The sequence below is a fragment of the Blastococcus sp. HT6-30 genome (assembly GCF_039729015.1).
Classification (GTDB): domain Bacteria; phylum Actinomycetota; class Actinomycetes; order Mycobacteriales; family Geodermatophilaceae; genus Blastococcus.
In genome coordinates, this window is record NZ_CP155792.1 from 314,031 (window position 1) to 336,415 (window position 22,385).

At 70.3% G+C, this 22,385-nt stretch carries 14 protein-coding genes and 1 pseudogene; 10 read left to right on the forward strand and 5 right to left on the reverse strand.

Annotated elements, in window-relative coordinates; all coding sequences use genetic code 11:
* The first annotated feature begins 15 nt into the window (after positions 1 to 15).
* The 3 genes from ABC795_RS01420 to ABC795_RS01430 all read left to right on the forward strand — a co-directional run bounded on the left by ABC795_RS01420 (position 16) and on the right by ABC795_RS01430 (position 3,643).
* A complete protein-coding gene (locus ABC795_RS01420; RefSeq protein WP_347059031.1) occupies positions 16 to 1,224 on the forward strand; it encodes a glycosyl hydrolase in 1,209 nt (402 codons plus the stop codon).
* A gap of 260 nt (positions 1,225 to 1,484) precedes the next feature.
* A complete protein-coding gene (locus tag ABC795_RS01425) occupies positions 1,485 to 2,465 on the forward strand; it encodes a glycosyl hydrolase (protein ID WP_347059032.1) in 981 nt (326 codons plus the stop codon).
* Positions 2,466 to 3,058: 593 nt separating this feature from the next.
* Entirely contained in the window at positions 3,059 to 3,643 is a 585-nt protein-coding gene (locus ABC795_RS01430) for an SDR family oxidoreductase (RefSeq protein WP_347060668.1), read from the forward strand.
* A gap of 110 nt (positions 3,644 to 3,753) precedes the next feature.
* Here the strand turns inward: ABC795_RS01430 and ABC795_RS01435 are convergent.
* The 3 genes and pseudogenes from ABC795_RS01435 to ABC795_RS01445 form a co-directional block, all read right to left on the reverse strand.
* Positions 3,754 to 4,549, reverse strand: a pseudogene (locus ABC795_RS01435) (IS5 family transposase); the annotation flags it as partial.
* A gap of 407 nt (positions 4,550 to 4,956) precedes the next feature.
* Positions 4,957 to 6,204, reverse strand: a complete 1,248-nt coding sequence (locus ABC795_RS01440) for a hypothetical protein (protein ID WP_347059034.1) — start codon at positions 6,202 to 6,204, stop codon at positions 4,957 to 4,959.
* 77 nt (positions 6,205 to 6,281) lie between these two features.
* Positions 6,282 to 7,097, reverse strand: coding sequence for a hypothetical protein (locus tag ABC795_RS01445; RefSeq protein ID WP_347059035.1), 816 nt, complete (start codon positions 7,095 to 7,097; stop codon positions 6,282 to 6,284).
* A gap of 412 nt (positions 7,098 to 7,509) precedes the next feature.
* On the opposite strand from ABC795_RS01445, the gene ABC795_RS01450 reads away from it, so the two are divergent.
* The 3 genes from ABC795_RS01450 (at position 7,510) to ABC795_RS01460 (ending at position 11,043) form a co-directional block, all read left to right on the forward strand.
* A complete protein-coding gene (locus ABC795_RS01450) occupies positions 7,510 to 8,811 on the forward strand; it encodes a hypothetical protein (protein WP_347059037.1) in 1,302 nt (433 codons plus the stop codon).
* Positions 8,812 to 8,934: 123 nt separating this feature from the next.
* Positions 8,935 to 10,074 (forward strand): glycosyltransferase, encoded by a 1,140-nt coding sequence (locus ABC795_RS01455; RefSeq protein WP_347059038.1) that lies wholly within the window; start codon positions 8,935 to 8,937, stop codon positions 10,072 to 10,074.
* A 75-nt stretch (positions 10,075 to 10,149) separates the two neighbouring features.
* Positions 10,150 to 11,043 carry a hypothetical protein gene (locus ABC795_RS01460; protein ID WP_347059039.1) on the forward strand — a complete coding sequence of 298 codons (894 nt, stop codon included), beginning with the start codon at positions 10,150 to 10,152 and terminating at the stop codon, positions 11,041 to 11,043.
* 119 nt (positions 11,044 to 11,162) lie between these two features.
* Here ABC795_RS01460 and ABC795_RS01465 read toward each other — a convergent pair whose 3' ends face one another.
* Complete coding sequence (locus ABC795_RS01465; protein WP_347059040.1) at positions 11,163 to 14,462, reverse strand: amino acid adenylation domain-containing protein; 3,300 nt, start codon at positions 14,460 to 14,462, stop codon at positions 11,163 to 11,165.
* A gap of 728 nt (positions 14,463 to 15,190) precedes the next feature.
* Here ABC795_RS01465 and ABC795_RS01470 point away from each other — a divergent pair.
* From ABC795_RS01470 to ABC795_RS01485, 4 genes are all read left to right on the forward strand, one after another.
* Positions 15,191 to 16,447, forward strand: coding sequence for a glycosyltransferase family 2 protein (locus tag ABC795_RS01470; protein ID WP_347059042.1), 1,257 nt, complete (start codon positions 15,191 to 15,193; stop codon positions 16,445 to 16,447).
* 2 nt (positions 16,448 to 16,449) lie between these two features.
* On the forward strand, positions 16,450 to 17,751 hold the full coding sequence (locus ABC795_RS01475; RefSeq protein ID WP_347059043.1) for a glycosyltransferase family 2 protein: 1,302 nt from the start codon (positions 16,450 to 16,452) through the stop codon (positions 17,749 to 17,751).
* Positions 17,748 to 19,529 (forward strand): glycosyltransferase family 39 protein, encoded by a 1,782-nt coding sequence (locus ABC795_RS01480; RefSeq protein WP_347059044.1) that lies wholly within the window; start codon positions 17,748 to 17,750, stop codon positions 19,527 to 19,529. Before ABC795_RS01475 ends, ABC795_RS01480 begins: the two co-directional genes overlap by 4 nt.
* 436 nt (positions 19,530 to 19,965) lie before the next feature.
* Positions 19,966 to 21,057 (forward strand): glycoside hydrolase family 6 protein, encoded by a 1,092-nt coding sequence (locus tag ABC795_RS01485; protein WP_347059046.1) that lies wholly within the window; start codon positions 19,966 to 19,968, stop codon positions 21,055 to 21,057.
* Positions 21,058 to 21,099: 42 nt separating this feature from the next.
* Here ABC795_RS01485 and ABC795_RS01490 read toward each other — a convergent pair whose 3' ends face one another.
* Entirely contained in the window at positions 21,100 to 22,119 is a 1,020-nt protein-coding gene (locus tag ABC795_RS01490) for a glycosyl hydrolase family 8 (protein WP_347059048.1), read from the reverse strand.
* Between the last annotated feature and the right edge of the window lie 266 nt (positions 22,120 to 22,385).

A 22,385-nucleotide genomic window follows, 5' to 3' on the forward strand; every position in this document is an offset into this window, starting at 1 on the left:
GCGTCCGCCACCGCCGTGGTCGTCTCCGTGTCCGGCTGCCTTCCCGGCACCGGCGGCACCGCATCGACCTCCGGTGGCCAGGCCGGGAATGAGACCGTCGAGCCTGGCGTCAGCGCCGACCGCGGTGTGGCAACGACGCCGGTCGTGCCGTCCGTGGCGCCGACCGAGACAGTCGTCCCCGAAGGCACCGTCGACGAAGAGGTGGACTCGCTGGCGCCCACGTCGGCGAGTGTCCAGTCCGACGCCGAGCCACATCCGGCCAAGTCGGTGGCACCCGCCCCCGAGGCCGGAGGTGGACCGGCCCCTTCGCCGGCGGCTGCCGCGGCCGCCAAGCCTGCTGCGGTTCCCGCCGGTACATGGCTTTCCGGAGCGGCCGGTACGGGTGCGGCGTCGGGCGCTTTCGGCTCCTGGCGCGGGCGTGACCTGGAGATCGCCGGTCAGTGGTCGGACACCAACGAGGCCATGATTCACCTCTGGGATATGGCCCCCGGCTCGCAGTGGTGGGGGTGGGACGGGCCCATCGACACCGCCATCGGGGCCATCGGTCCTGGTGAGACGTGGGCGCAGGCTGCCGTAGGGGCATATGACGCACGGTGGCGGCAGTCCCTGACCAACCTGCGCAAGCTGCGCGGTGACCGCGGCACCGTCTACATCCGGTTCGCGCACGAGATGAACAGCGACTGGTATCCCTGGTCGGTCGACGCTAGCGAGACGCAGGCGTTCCGCACGGCGTGGCAGCGGTTCCGGGCGCTCCAGCAGGAAGTGTTCCCCGAGTCGCAACTGGTGTTCTGCGTCAACCGCGAGTCGGTGAACACCGGTATCGACTGGCGCAAGACCTTCCCTGGAGCCCAGTACGTCGACGTGATGAGCGTCGACTACTACAACCAGTGGCCGTACGTCGGCACTTCCCAGGAGTGGACGGCGAGCCTCGACGACGTCGATCAGTACGGTGCTCCCAAGGGTTTGGAGAAGCATCGGGAGTTCGCCGAGAGCGTGGGTCTTCCGCTGGCAATCTCGGAGTGGTCCGGCAACGCCGACTGGGGCGACTCGACCGCCTTCATGGAGGGCATGTACGGCTTCCTCAGCGACCACGCCGGAGGTGGGGGCGGGCAGATGCTCTACGAGATCCTGTTCAACGTCGACGGTTATGACCGGCGCTTCTACGTCTACGGTGACGGTGTGCGCATGCCGCAGACGGCATCTGCCTACCAGCGTTTGTGGTAACGGCCACGTTGATGGCATCGCCCGGCGGATCTGCCTAGAGTCGTAGGGAGGTCCGGGTCGGGCGATGCTGCGGCCTCGCCTCGACCACATCCACATGGGCGTTTGAGCAAGCCGGGCCCTACCGGCGCGGGACCGAGTGCCCGCACGCGGAGGTCGTCTTGTCCCCATCATCACCGCATGCCCGGTCGGACGTCACGGCAGCGCAAGACCAGCCCGAGTCGTCGGAGGGGCTGTCCGGCAAGCGCCTCCGTCGTGGTTCGGTGGCTGCGGCCCTGGCGGCGCTCCTGCTGGTGATCGGCGTGGCCGTCATCAGGCAGTCGGACGGGGAGCCGGGGAGGACAACCGGTGATTCGGGGGCAGCGCCCGCCGGCCAGTGGTTGTCGGGGGCCGCGGGCACAGGAGTGTCGTCCGGTGAGTTCGGTGAATGGCGGGGCCGGCCGGTTGACATCGTCGGCCAGTGGTCGGACACCAATGAGGCAATGGTGCACCTGTGGGACATGGCACCCGGTTCGCAGTGGTGGGACTGGGACGGCCCGATCGACACCGCCATCGGCGCCATCGGCCCGGACGAGACGTGGGCGCAGGCAGCGGCCGGGGCCTACGACACGCGGTGGCGGCAGTCCCTCACCAATCTGCGGAACTTGCGCGGCGATCGCGGGACCCTTTACATCCGCTTCGCGCACGAGATGAACGGCAACTGGTATCCGTGGTCGGTGGATGCGGGTGAAGCGGAGGACTTCCAGTCGGCCTGGAAGCGGTTCCGGGCCCTTCAGCAGGAGATATACCCCGAGTCCAAGTTGGTCTTTTCCCTCAACCGGGAGTCGGTCGACAGCGGCATCGACTGGCGGGAGACCTTTCCCGGGGCCGAGTACGTCGACGTGATGTCCGTCGACTACTACAACCAGTTTCCGTACGTTGGGACTGCGCAGGACTGGGTGGAGAGCCTGGACGACGTCGATGCCTACGGCGCCCCGAAGGGGCTGGAGGGGCACCGGCAGTTCGCCGAGAGCGTGGGCCTCCCGCTGGCCGTCTCCGAGTGGTCGGGCAACGCCGACTGGGGAGACTCCCCGGCCTTCATCGAGGGCATGCACGACTTTTTCAGTACCCATGCCGGGGACGGGCCCGGCGAAATCCTGTACGAGATCCTTTTCAACGTCGACGGCTATGACCGGCGGTTCTACATGTACGGCGACGGGGTGCGCATGCCCGAGTCGGCGGAGGCCTACCGCAACCTCTGGTAAGACTCAGCTGCCCGGACTGGCGATGCGCCGGATCGCCGACCTGCACCCCGGCGTGGAAAGGCCGACGCCCGTGACGCCTACGTCATCCGTGCTGGAGTGAGTTTTCGGTCCAGAGGTGGCCGCCACCGCCGTCGTTGAACTGTTGAGGCGGCCCGGCGGGACGGCGCACTGGCGGGCCACCGCCAGCTGCTCACCAGGCCGCCCCGCGCCGGCGGGCAGCTGATAACCGATGTGCTGGCCGAGCAGGCCGTGGTGGTGCCCGACAGTGCTGCGGCGGACGAGGTGCGGCCCAGGCTGGCCGCCGTGCTCGCCCAGCGGCGGGCCATCGCCCCGCCGACGTCTAAGAGCTCATTTCAGAACGGCGAGTTAGCCATGGCGGATCGGGGCCGCCTCCGACATTGCGAACTCAGCCGGTAGATGCTGTCCGAGCGCCGCCGGTAGACGGCACATAGACAGTTGCAGTGAACACCGCTCGGTGATGCACGGCCGCGCCCCGTGGGGCGGTGTAGATCGTCCGCGTGCTGCTCTGCGGTGGTGCTGACTATGCCGTCTGCAGGGCGGGCTGGTCGATCACCTAGGTCCGGGCCCGTGGACTGCGAGCGAGCGCGGCGGTGGTGGATCTCGCCGATGCCGATGCGATCGAGCGAGCCGTAGGCCAGGTGCGCGCCGAACTGGGCCGCGTCGACGTCTTGGTCAACGCGGCCGGGACAGACGTGCCTGGTCCGGTGGCCGAGCTCGACGTCGCAGCCTGGGACAGGGTGCTCGCGGTGAATCTGCGCGCGTCGTTCTTGCTGGCCAAGGCGGTCTGGCCGGACATGCGTGAGAACGGCCGCGGAACCATCCTCAACGTGTCCTCGGTGGCTGGTCGGCGCGGCTGGGCGGATGCCGCGGCCTACTGCTCCGCCAAGTTCGGGCTCACCGGCCTCACCCAGGCACTCGCGGCCGAAGGCAAGCCGCACCGCATCCGCGCCTGCGTGCTTTACCCCGGCGCCATGGACACTAGCTGGGGCGTTTGGTCACCGGAAGATCGGACCGGCTCTGCCGAGCCGACCCTGCCCGCCGACGCATTGGCTCCCGATCAGGTCGCCCGCCTGATCAGCTGGATCGCCGCCGCCCCGCCGGACGTGGTGCTCAACGAGGTCACCGTCACCCCACTGCTCGAGCAGGGATGGCCGTAGGGCTGCCAGCGTGCACGGGTAGCCCTACGGCTCGTCCACACCACTGGACGAGCCGAGTCCAAGTTTCTGGCAGCTGACCCTTCCAACAGGTCACATCCCACAAGGAACGGAAGTCGTCGGTAGCAGATCAGGGCACAGGCCAGGTGCAGGAGGCCGAGATGGATGTCGGCGCGGCGCGTTCGTAGCGGGTGCGTAGCCGCTTGAAGGCGTGCAGCCAGGCGAAGCCGCGCTCGACGACCCAGCGGGTGCGGCCCAGACCCGAGCCGTGCGCGATGCCGCGGCGGGCGATGCGCGGCGTGATGCCCCGGTCTCGCAGGATCCGCCGGTACTTGTCGTGGTCGTAGCCGCGGTCGGCGTAGACCTCGGGAGGCCTGCGACGCGGCCGCCCGCGGCGGCCCCGGATGGGGGGCACCGCATCCAGCAGCGGGATGAGCTGGGTGATGTCGTTGCGGTTGCCGCCGGTGAGGGTGACTGCCAGCGGGATGCCGCCGGCGTCGCAGATCAGGTGGTGCTTGGAGCCAGGACGACCGCGGTCAACCGGCGAGGGCCCGACGTGGTCCCCCCTTTGAGCGCCCGGACGTGAGAGCCGTCCACGGCGCACCGGTCCAGGTCCAGATGGTCGCTGGCACGCAGCTCGGCCAGCAGAGCCTGGTGCAGCGCCCGCCAGACGCCGGCCTCGGTCCAGTCCCGCAGCCGCCGCCAGCAGGTGACACCCGAGCAACCGACGAGCCCGGTGGGCAGCTGGTTCCAAGAGATTCCGGTCTTGAGCACGAACACGATGCCGGCCAGCGCGGCACGGTCATCGACCGGCCGACGCCCCGGATGACGATGCCGGCGCGGCTTCGGCGCCGGCAGCAGCGGCCAAACCCGTTCCCACACTCCATCGGGCACCAGTTCCTCGATCACCAGAACAGCCTCTGCGTGTCGCCCGCCAACCAGAGGAGGCGCGCCGGTCATTCTGAAACCAGTTCTAAGGGATCCTCGCTGGTCACCTCCTAGCCAACGTCTCGATGCCCGACGCGAGGGTCAGGATTACAGTTCGCATCCTGCTCGAGGTCGGCGACGGCAGCGCCGTCCCCACGGCCGACGACATCTCACAGGCCTGCTGCGACCGCGAACACGCCGCCGATAAGTGCCACAACGCCGCCCTCATCTGCCTGGCCCGCCGCCGAGTCGACGCCTCTGGGCAGTACTCCGCGGCGGCACCACATACCAACCGGAGGCTGCCTCAGCGGCTTTACCAGCCCATAGGAACACCCCCGGTCGGGCCACCGCTTTCTGCGTCCGGCCGTACCCGGGGCGGTGGTCGTCGACTACCTGGGGACCGGAGGGACTGCGGGCAGCGGTTCCTTGACGCGCTGAAGAGACTCCGCGGTCGAGGCGCCGGCGGCCTGCCCGGCGGGAGGCTCTCCCCGCGACACCTCCGCGGGACCACGGTTGCGCAGCGGCGGGAGCATGAGAATCCAGAACAAAGTGAGAAACACCTGGGTGTGCTGCAGGAATGAAGCATTCACGTAGACGTAGAGGAGTAGCAGTCCTGCGGTCCAGGGGCGGGCCCGTACCCCGACGAGCAGCAGAAATAGGAGCACCACCAGGATGCCCAGAACGCCGAGAATGCCGTACTCGTACAGCACCTTGGGCATGAGGGGTTGGGTGATGGCGCCTAGCCCCTCGCTGATGAGGTAGTTATCAGCTGTGCCCGCACCGTGACCGATCGCAGCAGGGATCTCGTCGTCGAACGAGGGAGGCAGCAAAGCTGTGTAGGGCTGGACCAGGCGAAAGCTCGAACTCGTCTCCGGGTTCGTTGCTTCGGTCGATCGCTCGAGGTAGCGCTCACCCAGCGGGGTCAGCGTGGCCACGAGCACTGCGAGGATGCCAGCCGGCAAGGCCGTCAGCAGGTTGCGCCGGTACCCGGTCAAAGCCAGCGCGACCACGGCGGGCAGGAGGACTACGAAGCCACTGCCGGCCAGGGGCGGCACCATCCCGACGAGCAGGACGCTGACCTGGAGCCACCCACTGCCCCGATACAGAGCCAGCGCTACCGCGAGGCCCAAGAACATCGACAGGAACGACGGCTCGAGGAATAGGACCCCGTTGGAGCGGTAGAGGGAATCGCCGTAGGCGATGGGATCACCCGTGTTGTAGAAGTCCAGAAGCAGAATGTCGGGGACGATAAGCGATAGGTAGTCGCGGTAAGCCACACCGAGGTACTGGATCACCATCTGGGCGACCGACACGCCGGCGAAGACGGTCATTAGCCTCAGATAGACGCGGTGGACTCGGTCGACTGCCTCCGGCCCCAGGTTCGCCGTGACGGCGACCATGGCGTAGAGAGCGACGACCAGGCCGAGGGAGAAGATCGACGGAGCGCCCCCGAGGGCTAGCTGGACGAGTGTGCAGACTCCGGCGGTTCCCCAGATGAGGGCCAGCGCCGGCAGCCTGGCCGGCGCGATGCGGAATTCACCTGAGCGCAGTCCCGCTGCCAGGAGGAGCAGGACCACGGGGACCATCAACGGGATCTGGCCCTCGCCGTAGGGGACACCCAGGCGCTGGAAGAGCATGGAGCTGACAAGCAGGGTGATGGTGCAAGGTGCCTTCGCCGCCCACCCCCGGACAGCCGTTGTATCCGGCACCATTCCTAGTCGGCCGCGTACCCGGTCGCTGGGCCGGGCGCGGAGCGAGCGCTCCTACCGAACAGGAAGAACACGATGCAGACCCCGATAAAGAGGCCGATCGCAGCACCGAGGACGAGTGCAGTCGCAAGGGATAGCGACGAGGGCTCCTCAGGCGTCGACGGCTCACGCAGCAGGAACGCCTGTCCGGGGAAGCTTTCCGCCGTCCCCCGGAGTGTTTCCTGCTGGCCGAGTTGGTCGGCCAGGCGGTTCCCGATGTCGGCGCTCCGGGTGGCAAGCCGGTCGGCGCGGGCGCTCAGAACGCCGTAGGCGGGTGCAGTCACCGGCGTGGCCGCGAGCTGGGCGCTGACCTCTCCCAGCTCCGCGTCCACGGCCTCCAGTTCGCCGACGAGCCGGTCGATCGTGGGCTGGAGAAGATCTGCCTGCCGCTGAATAGCATCCACTCCGGAGTCGCGGACGTGGTTGACGTAGGCGCTGGTCAGCGTGGTGGTCAACGCGGCTGCCTCATCCGGCTCATCGGCGGGACCGGCTATCGTCAGCAGGCTGGTCCCTGGCCGGACCTCGACCGCAACCGCCTCACGGAGGTCCTCGGGATCCATGTCGAGTGAGTCCGCTGCCTGCCCGATGACCGCGTCGGACAGGACCACCTGCCGTTGATCGGTTACCTGCCGGTCCAAGGCCTCGGGGTTCTCAGGCGCTGGCGGGGAGCCCAGGTACTCGAGGGCGTCCGGGTCCCACAGGATCTGCGCCTCGCTCGTGTACTCCGGGCCGGCGAGCGTGCTGCCGACTCCGACGGCCGCGGCGCCGAGCGCTGTGCTCACGAGCACGATGGCTACCGACTGCTTCGTACGCGACCGACCCCACCGCGGCTGGGAGGGCTTACCGTTCGCAGCGGGCTGCTCCGGCCGCGACAGCACCGAGTCGTTCGCGGAGACTGGCTCATCGGTGCGAGCGGACGACGTCCGGGTGGAAGTCAGGTCAGCCTCCAAGCGTGGCCACTGTGCGCCTGGTGGCCCCTCGCGGAGCGCTCCTGTTCCCTGGCGCAGCAAGCGAAAGCCTATCGCACGGCTCGTGGCACGGTCGCTCATCGCAGGGGTGTGACGCGAAGGCCACCCGATCGGGTCAGTGCGGCCGTCCGCGCAACCCTGGCAGTTACCGTGTCGGCGTGAGCAGGAGCCGATCGGCTGCGTGTCCGGCCGGCGATCCATTCCACGCCCCGCCGGGGGATTGCTGGTGAGCGGATTCTCGGGCACGGAGCCGGCTCCGGTCACCCCTCAGGGCCGTCGTGGAGTCGTCGTCCGCCTCGCTCGCCGGGCCGGCTGGGGGGTGTTCGACCAGGCCCTCTCGAGCTTCGGCAACCTGCTGCTGGCCGTGCTCGTCGCCCGAGCGGTGGACGTGCACGCCTTCGGTGCCTTCACCGTGGCGTTCAGCGTCTACACCATCGCCGTTCAGGTCTCGCGGACGCTCGTGAGCCAACCGCTGGCCATCCGGTACGCCGGGGTGCCGGTCGACGAGTACCGGGCGGCGAGTGGCCTCTCGACCGGGACGGCGTTGGCCATCGGGTTGGCGGCGGCCGTACCGCTCGCCGCACTGGGCCTGCTCCTCGGGGGGACGGTCGGTCACGCGCTCGCGACCGTGGGCCTCCTGCTTCCCGGCCTGCTGGTCCACGACGCGTGGCGAGTTGCCTTCACCGCCCACGGGCGGCCCGACCAGGCCGCACTCATCGACGGCACGTGGCTCCTGGTCCAGGTAGGCGGAGTCGCCGGCCTGCTCGCGGTGGGCATCGACAGCCCGGTTCCCTACCTCCTGGCCTGGGGGCTGGCGGCCACCGCGGCTGCTGCTCTGGGCGTCGCACGGGGGCGGGTGCGGCCGCAGGTGGTCCGTACCTGGACGTGGTTGAGTTCCCACTGGGACATCACCCGCTTCCTCCTCTTCGATGCCGTGCTCGTCCAGGGAGCTTTCCAGGGGGCACTGCTGCTGGTGGGAGCGTTGGGCACGCTTAGCGCCGCCGGCGCCCTCCGTGGCGCCGCAGTGGTGCTCGGGCCAGTGTCCTTGCTGGCCATGAGTGCCATGTCCTTCTCCGTGCCGGAGCTCGCGCGTCGGCGGCACATGCCTGCGCGGACTCGGCTCGCGGTCGCATCCGGGATCGGCGCGCTCATGGGCACCGCCAGCCTGGCCTGGGGAGCCGTCGCCTTGCTGCTTCCCGACCAAGCCGGTGTATTCCTGCTGGGCGACACCTGGAGCGGTGTCGAACCCGTGCTGCTGCCCACAGTCATCGGTCAAGCGGCCAACCTCTTCGCGCTCGGCCCGGTCAGCATGATCCTCGCGATGGCCGCGACCAGAACGGTGTTCCGCATCAACTCCACGCTCGCCGTCCTGCTGGTCGTCCTGGGCGTCGGCGGCGTATTGACCGGCGGGGCGGTAGGCGCCGCCTACGGGTTCCTCATCGCCTACTGGCTGGTGATGCCGTTGTGGTTCCGCTCGATGTGGAAGCTCGTGCGCGCAGGGGCTGCCGACCCGGTGCGGCCGGGGTGAGCGGGGTCGTCCTTTCGTGAACTCCGCCCATCCCGCGGCGCGGGCACCGTATCGTCTCAGCCCATCCATGATCGTCTCTCGGAGGGAGGCTGGCTGGTGCGAGATCCGGGGCGGCGGCAGCCCGTGATCATCGTCCGTGGCGACACCCGGGCCGTACCCGACACCACTCGGGCGGAAGACCGACCGAGATCGGATTACACGCTGCTCCGGAAGGAGCTGGGCGCTCGCTTCGTCGACCTGAACGACGTGCAGGCGAGTCGTCTCGGTCGCCTCACCCGCGCTGTCTGTGGGACGTACGCAGCCCTCGCAGTGACCGCCTTCCGCCAGCGGGGGACCGCCACCGCGTTCGTCAGCAACTCGGAGAACGAGGCCATCATCTTGGCGCTCCTGCTCAAGCTGACCCGCCGTTCGCTGCCGATCGTCGCCGTGGGCCAGTTCCCGGCGAAGCCGCAGAAGTGGGCGGCGTGGCGGATCGCCCGCGTGCATACGCACATCCACCGGCTCATGCCACTAGGCAGTGTGCAGGCCGAGCACCTGGTGAACGACCTTGGTGTCCCGGCGAGCAAGGTGGAGGTGCTGCCGTACGGCATCGATACCGAGTACTGGCAGATGGAGAAGGCGACTCCCCGCCAGATGGATCGGCCGTATGTCATCGCAGCAGGACTGCAGCATCGCGATTACCGGACGCTGGTGCGGGCGGCCGACGGTCTGGACCTAGAGGTGCTCATCGCGGCGGCGAGCCCTTGGAGCAAGAGCGCCAATCAGCTGGACGGCGAGGAACAGCCGCCGGGGATCACGGTGGAGTCGCCGAGTCTGGGCGAGTTGCGGGATGCCTACGCCGGGGCCGTCGCGGTGGTGGTACCTGTTGTCGAGACGAGCTTCCCGGCCGGCACCACCTCCATATTGGAGGCGATGGCGATGAGCAAGCCGGTCATCGTGTCGCGATCCGAGGGTGCCGGCGACTACGTCACCGACCGCCGGCGCATTCTGCGGCGTGGACCCATGCGGTCGACGTCGGCTACCTATGCGGCGCGGTTCGGTTCGGCGACAGCTCAAGGGCAAACGGGCCTCCACGTACCCGTCGGTGACGCCGGTGAACTGCGGTCGGTGCTTCAGTGGGTCGCCGACCATCCGGAGGAGGCGGCCGCGGTGGGACAGCGAGGGCGGGCAACGGTGACGGAGATCTACCGGGTCGAGGACTATGTCGGCCGGATCGCTGCTGCAGTCCGCAGCGGCTTCGCTGAGGAGAAGCATGGCTCCTGAGGGCACCTTTCCGTCAGCATCGGGGGCGTCCCGTGCCCGGTGCTACTGCTCATCCTCGTACGCATTGGAGCGACCATGACAGCCTCTCCCCCGCCGCAGACGATCCTCGTCACCGGCGCGGACTCCAACTACTTCTCGTTGATGAGCGACGCAATCAACTCGTTTCGGAGCTTTCCGGAGTCGCAGCAGTTGGCTCTGGGGGTTCTCGATTACGGCCTGACGGAGCAGGAGCGGCTTTGGGTCGAGGGTCAGGGCGGGCTACTGGTCCGCCCTGACCAGCTCATGCCGTTGCCAGACGGGACTGATGAGCGCAAGGCCGTGACCTACACGAGCAGGCTCTACCTCCCCGAGTACTTCCCGGGATACCGCCGGTACATCTGGCTGGATGCGGATGCCTGGCTGCAGACGTGGGACGCGATTGACGAGCTGGTATCCGGGGCGGATGCCAGCGGCTTCGCGGCCGTTCACGAGTCAGACCCGGGTTACCGATTCGACGCCGAGCTCTCGGCGTGGAACGCGAAGCACTATCTCACCGGCTACGGCCTGGTGGGCGGGGCACGGCTGGCGGTTCAACGACGGCGACTCAACGCTGGGGTGTTCTGTGCACTCGGGGACGCTCCGCAATGGGCGAGCTGGCGCACCGCGATGGAGACGGCGGTGTCCAGAACCGGACGCGTCACACCGCACGACCAGTTCGCCATGAACAAGATCGTGTTTCTGGACCGTGTACCCGTCGGCGTGCTGGAGCCACGGAACAACTGGGTGTCGAGCCGCGGCATCCCGCGCTGGAATACCGAGCGCTCCGTCTTCTGCACGCCCAATCGCGCACTCGAGACCATCTCGATCGTGCACCTCGCCGGTCACCGGGCGAAGAGCGGGGGAACCTTCGAGGTCACGACCACCGACGGGACCGTCATCCACACCGGGCTCCGATTCAACCAGCGACCGCAGGCCCCCGAAATCCGCTGACGGGGTGGCATATGGGCTCAGTCACCTCGGGTGGCGGCTCCGTCGTCCGGCCAGTCCGGAAGAGGCGTCCGGACTGCGATGACTCGCCCGGAGCACCAGCCGGACAGGGCGCCGACAGGTCAGAGGCTTCGCAGTGCGTCGGTCACGATTGCGATCGCGGCGGGGTCGTAGAGGATCTCGTTGTGATCGCCCTCGACGCGGTGGATCGTGAAGTCTGACGATGCCTCCTCGGCCCAACCCATCGCACCGTCGGTCCAGTGCCCGCTGAGGGCGATGTTGCGCCCCTGCCACTCTCCCGACCCTATGTAGATGGTCGGGACCGGGCGAGGCAGGGGCGCCGGCCGGTGACGCAGGGCGGCGGTGCGCATGGCCCGTGAACTCCGCCGGACGGGATCACGGGTCGGCAGCTTGCGGAAGACCGCTAGCGCCAGGTCGCGGATGGCGGTGCGGCGGACGTCCGCCTTCGATGCGAGCTGTCGTGGCGCCGGCCACCGGGCCGGGACGTATGCCCGAGACCCCAGGTGGGGGGAGTCGTACATGACCAGGAGCTCCACCTGCTCGCCCTGACCGAGGAGCTGACGGGTCATCTCTCGAGCGACCAGGCCACCGATGCACTGACCGGCCAGCCGATACGGCCCGTCCGACTGCACCGTGCGGACCTCGGCCAGGTAGTGCGCCGCCATGTCCTCGATGGTCCGCTGCCCGCGGCTGCCGTCCAGCCCGTCCCACTGCAGCGCGTAGACCGGCTGCTCCTGGGGGAGCCCTCGGGCCAGCCGCGGGAAGCTCGCGATGTTGCCTGACCCACCGTGCACGATGAACAGGGGAGTGACTGCGGGGTCGCCCACCTGGAGAGGCACCAGCGAACCCCACCGGTCGCCCTGGTCGTCGCGAAGCAGCGCGGCGAGCCCCGCGATCGTCGGGGCCTGCGCCAGTGCGCCCAGCGGCATCTCCTGTCCGAGCTGCTCGGCCACCCGCTGGGTCATCTCCGCGGCGATGAGGGAATCACCACCCAGCTCGAAGAAGTCGTCGAGCACGCCGACCTCCGGTACCCCGAGCAGGGTCGACCAGATCTCGGCGACGACCTCCTCGTGCCGGTCGGACGGGGCCTGGTAGGGGGCAGAAAGGACACTCCGGTCGAACGCCGCGTCCGGCAGAGATGCCGTGTCGACCTTCCCGCTGGCGGTGAGTGGCAGCTCGGGCACCACGAGATAGTGGCTGGGCACCATGTACGCCGGCAGGTGCCGGCGTGCGTAGCGGTGAACCTGACCCAGCTCGGGAGCCTCGTCCTCGGCCGCGACCAGCCACGCGGTCAACCGGGCGCCACCCTCTCCCTCGCGCACCGCGGCGACGCACTGGCCGACCCCGGGAGCCGAGGAGAGCACTGCGCCCACCTCCGCCGGCTCGATGCGGTAGCCGCGGAACTTCACCTGGTGGTCGGTGCGGCCCAGGTACTCCAGTTCCCCAGTCGGCAGCCAGCGGACGACGTCCCCGGTGCGGTAGAGCCGGGCAGAAGCAGCGGCCCAGGCGGGTGCCGGGATGAACCGCTCGTCGGTCAGGTCAGGGCGGCCGAGATACCCCCGGGCCAGGCACGCGCCCCCGAGGTACAGCTCGCCAGGGACGCCTACCGGTCGACGGCCACCGGCCGGGTCGAGGACGTGGGCCTGGCTGTTGTCGATGGGGGTTCCGATCGGGGGGAGCAGCGGCCAGTCGGCCGGGTCGCGCCCCAGGGTGTGGGCGGTCACCACGTGGGACTCCGAAGGGCCGTACTGGTTCTCCAGAACACACCCCGGCAGGGCCCGGAAGAGGTCGCGCACGACGTCGTCGGCGCGCAGTTGTTCCCCGGCCGTGTAGACCTCGGTCAGGGTGGTCGGGACGCGGCCCGTGGCCGCCACGGCGGCGGCGAGGCCGCGCAGGGCGACGAACGGCAGGAACAACCGCTGCACGCGGTGGGCGATCAGGTAGTCGAGCAGCCGGAGCGGGTCCCGGCGCGTCGCGTCGTCGACGAGTACGAGCGTCCCGCCGGAGGCCCATGTCGTGAACAGTTCCTGGAAGGACACGTCGAAGCTCAGCGACGAGAACTGGAGCGTCCGGGCCGCTTCGCTGAACTGAGGTCTGCGCAGCTGCCAGCCGACCAGGTTGTCGAGGGCGGCCTGCGGCATGGCGACCCCCTTGGGGCGACCCGTGGACCCGGAGGTGTAGATGACGTAACCGAGGTCTCGGCCCGATCCCCCCGAAGGAAGAGCCGGGACGGTCCTGTCGGCCACCGGTTCATCCAGCAGGACGACGTGTCCCCGGTAATCCTCCGGAACGCTGTCCCGCAGACGGCTCAGGGTCAGGAGCACGGTCGCCCCCGAGTCGCCGATCATGACCTCCCGGCGTGCGTCCGGGTAGGTGGGGTCGACCGGCACGTAGGCACCGCCCGCCATCAGGACGCCGAGCACCCCGACGACCATCTCGATCGAGCGCTCGGCACAGACGACGACCGTGACGTCCGATTTCACGCCCAGCGAGTGGAGGTGGGCTGCCAACTGCGCCGCCCGGTCACCCAACTCCTTGTAGGACACCGCACGCCCGTGGTGCTCGACCGCCGGCGCGTCGGGTGTCTGCTCCACCTGCCGCCAGAAGCGAGCCGCCAACGGCGCGTCCGGGTCGTGCGGGTGATCGGTGGCATTCCACCGGGTCAGGTCGGCGATGTCGTCCTCGGCGAGGAGCGGCAGCGATCCCACCGGGCTTTCCGGGTCGGCGACGCCTTCGGCCAGCAGGCGGACCAGGTGTTGGGAGAGCCGGGACATCCGCCAGCGGTCGAACAACTCAGCGGCCCAGTCGAGCCGGAGGCGGATGCGTTCGTCGCTCTCCCCGCAGGCCAGGACCAGGTCAGGAGGCGTCGGCCAGGTGTCCGGCCACTCGGGACTGCTGTCAGACACTGAGTGGACGAAGCCGACCTGGAACACGGGGTGCTTGGTAGGACCGGGCTCGACGCCGAGGTCGCGCACGAGGTCCTCGACGGTGCCCCGGGTGAATGCCGCGGCAGTGGACAGTGCCTCGTTCGTCGCCGTCGTGTTGGCCCGCAGGCCGCCATCGAGGAACACCGGGCCCCGGACCACCGTAACTCCCGCCGTCCCACCGGGACCCGCCGCGCCGACCACGGCGTCGTCCTCCTCCGCCGTCCTGCTGAGGAGGACGCGAAACCCGGTGAGGAGCACGACGTCGAGGCCGGCGCCGACTCGTTCGGCAAGCGATCGGAGGTCGCGCGTCAGCTTCTCGTCGAGGGTCACCTCGAGGGTCGCGACGTCCGTGGTCAGCGCGGTCGGTCGCGACCGATCGGCGGGCAGTGACAACGCTGTGGGCGCGCCCTCGAGGTGGTCGGCGAGCGTCCGGAGATGCCTCTGCGCTTCACGAGAGGGGGTGCCGGCGGTCATGTGTCTCCTGTGGGTCGGGCACGAACAGGCGCAAAGGGAAGGTCGCATGGGCGGGAACCGCATTCGCCGGCCGTGCCGGGCAGGACGAGACCGACCATATCGAGGGCTGCAGGCCTGGTCGTACCTGCGCACCGGCCGGGACCCGTTCGGTTGACACCCTCGCTCCCGGTCTGAGAGGCATGCGCGGAGCAGATTGAGCTCTTCGACCGTCGGCCAGCAGGTCGTCGGCGCTGCGCGTCGAGCTGCTCGGGGCGGAAGCTGATGCCCACCGCGGTGCCGTGCTCGACTCAGGCGGAGCAGACCGCTCTGGCGTCCAAGTCGGTCTCCGGCCGCGGCACTGCGTGTCGCAGCGCCGCCCGCCTGTGACAGGATTTGGCAACCATGTGGTAGAGCTCATAGCTCAGTCACGTGGCGACCGGGTGCACCCTCCTGCCTACGTGACGTTCGAACGCGCTAGACACGCCGGGCCTCCGTGTTGCCGATCCCGTGGGCCCCGTGACCGCGTGTCACGCCCTTCCTCGTCGTCGCCCCTGGCTCGGTGCTGACACGTGGCACGTCCGTCTGCGGAGGACGAGTGTGTGGCAGGACCGCAACGGCGCGGCGTGTGCTCGAACAACTTCACCGCCTGCCGCCTGTCGCCTGTGTCACCGACCCGGATCCCTTCTCGCGCCGCCACGGCGGGCGTGTGGGCGGTGAGTCCGACCGCCCTGCTCCGAATGAGGATCCCCATGCGTCCGCTGCTTCCACCGCACGTGCCCGATGGGCTCCAGCGACCGGATCGGACGGTCGTCATGGTCGGCAACGTCGTCGCCGACCACCGAGAGCGTGTGGGGCAGCCCTACCGGTCCCGGTTCGCCCGCACCGGCTTCGACACGACCGTCATCGTGCCGACCTTCAACGAGGGCGCGAACGCCGCCCCGCTGGTCGAGCGCCTCGCGGCGGCCATGCGCGGGCGCAGCGCCGAGATCCTTTTCGTCGACGACAGCACCGACGACACGCCCCAGCAGATTGCCCGCCTCGCCGCGCACGCCGATCTGCCCGTGCGGATGATCCACCGGGAGGCCGAGGAGCGGGTCGGTGGCCTGGCCGGTGCGGTCGTCGCCGGCATCTCCGCGTCGCGCAGCGACTTCGTCGTCGTCATGGACGGCGACCTGCAGCACCCGCCGGAGATGGTGCCCGCGCTGCGCGACGCCGCCGAGGACGTGGATCTGTCCGTCGCGTCCCGCTACGGCGGCGGGGATTCCTCCGGGCTGGGCAGCACCTACCGCCGCTGGGTGTCCACCGGCAGCACGGCCATCGCCCAGGCATGCTTCCCGCGCCGGGTCGGCCGGGTCTGCAGCGACCCGATGACCGGCTTCTTCTGCGTTCGCCGCTCGGCGATCGACCCGTCGGCTCTCCGGCCGCGCGGCTTCAAGATCCTGCTCGAGATCCTCGCGCGCCACGACCTGCGGGTCCGGGAACTGCCGTTCACGTTCGGCGAGCGCGCGGCGGGGGAGAGCAAGGCGTCCTGGCGCACCGGTCTCCGGTTCCTCCGCCAGCTGGCGAGCCTGCGGCTGGGCCGGCTGAGCCGCTTCGCAGCCGTGGGGGCGCTCGGCACGATCGTGAACCTCGCGGTGATGGCGCTGCTGCTCGCCGGACCCCTGCCGGTGAACTACGTCGTCGCCGCGATCGTCGCCGCCGAGGTCTCGATCCTGCACAACTTCGTGCTCCAGGAGCGGTTCGTCTTCCCGGACCTGCGCGACGGCGCACACCGCCGGACGCGCCGGCTGGCCCAGCACCTGGTGTTCAACAGCGTCGAGGCCGGGATCCGTCTCCCGTTGCTCGTCCTGCTCGTGGAGACCGTGGGCGTCTGGCCGCTCCTGGCGCAGGCGGCCACCCTCGCCGCCGCCTTCGTCATCCGGTTCCTCTTCGTGTCCCGCGTGGTCTACCGCCCGCGTCGGCGGCGTTCGGCCCCGGCCCCCCTTCGAGAGACCGTGGAGGTCTGACCATGGCGATCCTCTCCGGGGTCCTCGTCCTCATCGCCCTTGCCCTGCTCGTCATCGCCAGCACGACCCTGTGGTGGCAGATGCACGCCTGGATGTCCCCGCGGTCCTTCGAGTCCGTCGGCTTCCGCGTGCCCGGGCGCGCGAAGTACTCCTTCAGCCTGATCGTGCCCTGCCGCGAGGAGAGCGAGGAGGTGATGACGTCGACGGTCGAGCGGTTGCTGGCCCAGGACCACCCCGACTTCGAGGTCATCTTCTCGGTCGGGCACGACGACGCGAAGCCGATGAGCAACGGCCTGAACACCGTGCAGATCGCGGAGAAGCTGGCCCGGCGGTGGCCGACCCGCGTCCGCGTCTCGATCAACTACGACACGGTCAAGAACAAGCCGCGGCAGCTGAACACCTCGCTGCTGGACTGCACCAAGGACGTCGTGGGCATCATCGACGCCGAGTCGCTCACCCAGCCGGGCCTGCTCCGGCACGTCGACGCGACCTTCCAGGACACCGACGCCGACGTCGTCCAGGGCGCGGTGCACCTGATGAACTACCGGGACTCCTGGTTCAGCCTCCGCAACTGCATGGAGTACCGGATCTGGTTCCGCTCCCGGCTGCACGGCCACGCCCTCTCCGGCTTCATCCCGCTGGGCGGCAACACCGTCTTCGTGAAGCGCGAACTGATCGAGCAGGTCGGTGGCTGGGACGGCGACTGCCTCGCCGAGGACTGCGAGATCGGCGTCCGGCTCTCGGCCCTGGGCAAGAAGATCGTGGTCGGCTACGACCCGGCGCTGGCCACCCAGGAGGAGACGCCGGAGCGCATCCCGCAGCTGATCAAGCAGCGGACCCGGTGGGCGCTGGGCTTCATGCAGGTCCTGGCCAAGGGGGAGTGGAAGCGGCTGCCCACCCGGTCGCAGCGGTTCCACGCCTGGTGGACGCTGGTCCAGCAGCACGCGGTGGCCTTCTCGGGCGTCGTCCTGCCGCTGGCCATCCTGACCGGGGTCCTCGCCAGCGTTCCCCCGCTGGTGGTGCTGATCACCCTCCTGCCCTTGGCGCCGACGGTGACCATGCTCGGCTTCGAGATGCTCATCCTCCGCGAGTGGAGCCAGGAGATGGGGCTCGAGGTCCGGTTCCGCGACTATCTCCGGCTGCTCGTCTCGCTGCCCTTCTACCAGCTGCTGCTGGCCATCGCGGTCCTCCGGGCGATCTGGAAGTACGTGACCGGCGACTTCGCCTGGGAGAAGACCGCCCACGCGGGCTCCCACATCACCCCCCAGCTGTCCGTCGTCCCGAACGAGGAGCGCGCCGCATGACCACCGTCCTCGAACGCCCCGACGTCGTCGAGACCGACCGGACCCCGGCGCCGCCACGCCCGCGCGGCGCGCTGGGGCTCCGTTCGGAGCGCCTGCTCGTCACCCTCGGGCTCCTGGTCGTGGGGGTGGCGCACTCGCTGAACCTGGCCGGCTGGCCGCGCTACTGGGACGACGAGGGGACGTACTACTCCCAGGCGTGGTCGGTCGCCAACCTCGGCGCACTGTCGCCCTACACCTACTGGTACGACCACCCGCCGGCGGGCTGGCTCCAGATGGCGCTGTTCACCTGGATCCCCGACGCGATCCTCGACGGCACCAACTCCTCGGTGCTGGCCGGCCGGATCGTCATGGTCGGCTACACGCTGGTGACGGCGCTGCTCACCTACCTGCTGGCCAAGCGCGTCGGCATGGCCCGGGGCTGGGCGCTGGCTGCGATGCTGCTCTGGGCGGTCAACCCGCTGGTCCTCTACGAGGGCCGCCAGGTGTTCCTGGACAACGTCGCCCTGCCGTGGCTGATCGGTGCCTTCCTGCTGGTGCTGAGCAAGGACCGGCACCTGGGCCACCACATGGCCGCCGGGCTCTGCTTCGGCGTCGCGGTGCTCAGCAAGGAGACCACCCTGGTGTTCCTGCCGGCGCTGCTGGTCGGCCTCTGGCAGTCGGCGTACCGCCCGACGCGGCCGTTCGCGGTCATGGGGTTCTCCGCCATCACGGTGATCTCGGGCTCGATGTACCTGCTGTTCGCGCTCATCCGCAACGAGCTGTTCCCGGGCCCGGACCACGTCTCGGTCTGGGACGCGCTGGCCTTCCAGCTCGGCGGCCGGGAGGGCTCCGGCTGGCTCCTGGACCCGAACGGCCCGAGCGACGGCGCCTACGACTCCTTCACCGGCTGGCTCCAGCTCGACAGCGGTGTGCTGGTGGTGGGTGGCGTCGCGGCGTCGCTGGCCGCCCTCGCCGTCCGCCGGCTCCGGCCGCTGGCCATCGGGGTGCTGATCGCCGCGCTCGTGGCCCTGCGCCCGGCCGGCTACCTCCCGCAGATGTACGTCGTCGCGGTCCTGCCCTTCGCCGCGCTCGTGCTCGTCGGGCTCCTCGACGTGGCCTGGAAGTGGCTCATGCGGGCCCGGAGTGTGCCGGTGCGGGCCGTCTCGGGCGCGGCACTGCTGCTCGTGCTGGCGGCGGTCGCGGTGCCGCTCGCGAACTGGCGGTACAACTACGCGGCGGCCTGGACGGCAGACACCAACGACGTCCGCGCCGACGCCCTCGAGTTCGCCGAGGCGAACCTGCCGCGCGAGTCGACGGTCGTCACGGACAACGCGTTCTGGAACGACCTGGTGGACGCCGGCTGGGACTCCGAGGACGTCCTGTGGTTCTACAAGGTGGACTCCGACGGCGCGGTCACCGAGCAGGTGGGCGGCGACTACACCGGCATCGACTACCTCGTGTGGTCTGCCGCCGCCGCCAAGAACGCGGGCCCGATCGTGGTGGAGGCCTACGAGCACAGCGAACTGCTCTGGACCGACGGCACGGGCGAGGCCGAGGTGGAGGTCCGCCGCGTCCGCTCACTCGCCGAGCAGGCAGCGATCCAGGCCGCGGAGGCCGAGGCCGAGCGTCAGCAGCTCGAGGCCTTCATGGCCGCACCCAGCGCGGAGTTCCCCGAGCTGACCAATGGTCAGATCGAGGGTATTCGCGTCGATCGCGCCACCATGTCCGTGGCGCAACTGGCGGACAAGTACGCCACCGCCGAGGAGACGATCACTGCGATCCTGGCGACGGACGACTGACCAGTTCCGGCCCGGCGCGATCCTGCGCCCGGCCTAGGCGTCCCCCCGTGCCCCGTCCGCGTCCAGCGGACGGGGGCACGGGTTGTCCGGTGGCCGACCGATGGGTCGGCAGGGTCGGTGCCAGCGCTCGTCGGAGGTAAAGTTCGACCCGTCCGGTGACATTGCGGATTCGTTCCGTTACGGTTCGCAAGTGCTCTCGCCACTACGCCACGTAGTCGAATCGTCGCTCGTACAGGCTGACCCGCCGACTGGCGACCTGTCTGTCCGGACGTCGTCGTCGGGGGTCCCGGCGACGTCGCACCGGGGTGCTTTCGCACGGGCGCCGATCCCCCGGCGGCCGTGGCGGTCACTGCTGGCCGCCGCCGTCGTCGTTCCCGGGTTGGTCGCCTGCACCCCTCTGGCCGGTCCGACCCAGCAGGCGGCCGACGACGCGCCGGTGGCACCGGCTGCGGCGGCGGACGCCCCACCTGCGGGTACGGGCGCGCCCGGGCCCGCAGCGCCGCTGGAGCCGGAAGCGCCGGTCGTCGGCGAGAAGGCGCCGACCGAGACCTACGTGGCCGATCCGGCACTGCCCTCCTCCGGAGTGGGAACTGCCACCGGGCTCGGCGCCGGAGCGGACGTCCAGATCCTGCCGGCGCGCGACGCCGGGACGCCCGGCTCCGCCGCGGGCGGTCCGGAGGTCAATCCGCTCGCCGGGGACACGTTCTACGGCCCGAACGGCGAAGCGGCCGCGGCTGCGGCGAGGCTGCAGGCCAGCGACCCCGCGGGCGCGGCCCTGCTCGCGGAGCTCGCCGGCGTACCGAGCGCGACCTGGCTGGGAGCCTGGAGCGGGGACGTCGCCTCCGCGGTCCGGCAGCGGGTCGAGGCTGCCCGGGCGGCCGGCGCGGTGCCGGTCTTCGTCGCCTACAACGCCCCCGGCCGCGACTGCGGCGGGCACTCGGCCGGGGGTGTGTCGTCCCCGGCGGCGTACGCCGCCTGGGTGCAGGGGATCGCGGACGGGATCGGCTCCGCGGAGGCCGTGGTCATCGTGGAACCGGACACCCTGGCGCTGCTCTGCGGCGACCCGGCGGAGCGCTACCGGATGCTCGCGTCGGCGGTCGACGTGCTCGAGGGCAATTCCGGCACCCGCACCTATCTCGACGCCGGGCACTCCAACTGGATCGGCCCGCAGGAGATGTCCCAGCGGCTGCGCGCCGCGGGCGTGGACCGGGCGGATGGCTTCGCCCTCAACGTCTCCAACTTCGAGACCACCGCGGACAACGTGGCCTACGGCAACGCGCTCTCCACCGAGCTCGGGGGCGCCCGCTTCGTCGTCGACACCAGCCGCAACGGCAACGGTGCCGGGACGGACTGGTGCAACCCGTCCGGACGCGCGATGGGGGAGCGCCCGACCAGTTCCACCGGCCACCCCCTCGTCGACGCCTACCTGTGGGTCAAGACCCCCGGCGAGTCCGACGGCACCTGCAACGGTGGCCCGCAGGCCGGCGTCTTCTGGCCGGAGTACGCCCTCGCGCTCGCGCGCGGGTGACGTTCGCGCGCCGGGCCGGGTGACGAGCCGCCGGCCCGGTGCTCAGGACCCCAGGGGCGGGCAGCCGCCGAGCGCGTCGTCGGTCAGCACCAGCCGGCCCAGTGCATTCCAGGCGGCGCCGTAGTAGGTGTCGGTGACCTCGTCGATCTGCGCGGCGTCGGCCAGCTCCCGCGCGGCGCGGTCCTGGTCGCCCTGAACCGCGGCGACCGCGGCCTGGGCCATGGCTGAGACGACCGAGTCGTAGTCGACGATCGGCTGCCCACCCAGGTCCAGCCGGGCCGCGTCGCCACCCCGGCTCAGCGGATCGGCCAGCGCGGCGACCAGGGCGCGGTCGCCGCGCTGGCAGGACTCGGCGAACCGCACGGGCATGCGCGCGGCGTCGTAGCCGTACAGAACCCGCTCGCCGCGGCCCAGGGCTCCGGGGGTGGCCTCGACGGTGCCGTCCTCCCGGACCTGCGCCCAGTCGGGCGGCAGGGCCCCCCGCTGCAGCAACGACGCGGTCACCGTCCGGGTGCCGGCGTCCAGCTCGGCCCAGCGCGGGTCGCCCGACGCTGCGGCCAGCACGGCGCTCGCCGCGGGGGAGGGGTAGCTGGGGTTGTAGGCGTACGGCGCACTGGTCGCCCAGTTGCCGGCCACCAGAACCCGGCCCGCACCGGTCTGCACCGTCTCCAGATCCAGCACGGCCTCTCCGAGCGCGACCCCCTCGGCAGTGAGCTGCGGGTCGTCGAAGGCCGCACCCGCGATCACCAGGGCCCGGGCGGCGTCCAGGTCGGAGTCCGACGCCGAGGACGGATCGGCGACGGCGCCATCGGCCCACCGCCAGCTGAGCAGCCCGTCGGGGCGGCGGAGGTTGTCCTCGGTCCACGACCACACCGCGTGGAAGGTCTCGCGGTCACCGATCGCCGCGGCGACGAGCATGGCGTAAGCCTGGCCCTCGCTGACGGTGTCCCCGCCCTCGTCCCGGCGGACGACCCGGCCCTCTCCGGTGACGTAGTCGGCGAGGAACGTCTGGCCGGCGTCCTCGGCGCTCAGTGCGGAGGGGACGGCCGGCGCGCTGCTCACGACGGCCGCGCCATCGCCCGCAGGGGAGGACGTGCAAGCCGCGACGGATGACACGGACAGCAGGACGGCGGCGGCCACGGTCCGCGCGGAGGACATCACCGATGGTCCCTCACTTCCGTGCCCCGGCCCGGACGGGACCATGACTGCTCCAGGTGATGCGCCGCTCGGACGAGCGGTCGAGGCTGCTCACATCATCGTCCCGCCCCTCGTGCCCGTCATGGAGCCATGGCGTGGCGCGGGACCCCTGGCCTTGGGCGGGCGACTCC

What these genes read in the sequence shown, in the direction of transcription:
- ABC795_RS01440 (WP_347059034.1), bottom strand. Translation starts at nt 6,204, where the DNA reads ATGCTCTTCCAGCGCCTGGGTGTCCCCTACGGCGAGGGCCAGATCCCG.
- ABC795_RS01460 (WP_347059039.1), top strand. Translation starts at nt 10,150, where the DNA reads ATGACAGCCTCTCCCCCGCCGCAGACGATCCTCGTCACCGGCGCGGAC.
- ABC795_RS01465 (WP_347059040.1), bottom strand. Translation starts at nt 14,462, where the DNA reads ATGACCGCCGGCACCCCCTCTCGTGAAGCGCAGAGGCATCTCCGGACG.
- ABC795_RS01470 (WP_347059042.1), top strand. Translation starts at nt 15,191, where the DNA reads ATGCGTCCGCTGCTTCCACCGCACGTGCCCGATGGGCTCCAGCGACCG.
- ABC795_RS01475 (WP_347059043.1), top strand. Translation starts at nt 16,450, where the DNA reads ATGGCGATCCTCTCCGGGGTCCTCGTCCTCATCGCCCTTGCCCTGCTC.
- ABC795_RS01480 (WP_347059044.1), top strand. Translation starts at nt 17,748, where the DNA reads ATGACCACCGTCCTCGAACGCCCCGACGTCGTCGAGACCGACCGGACC.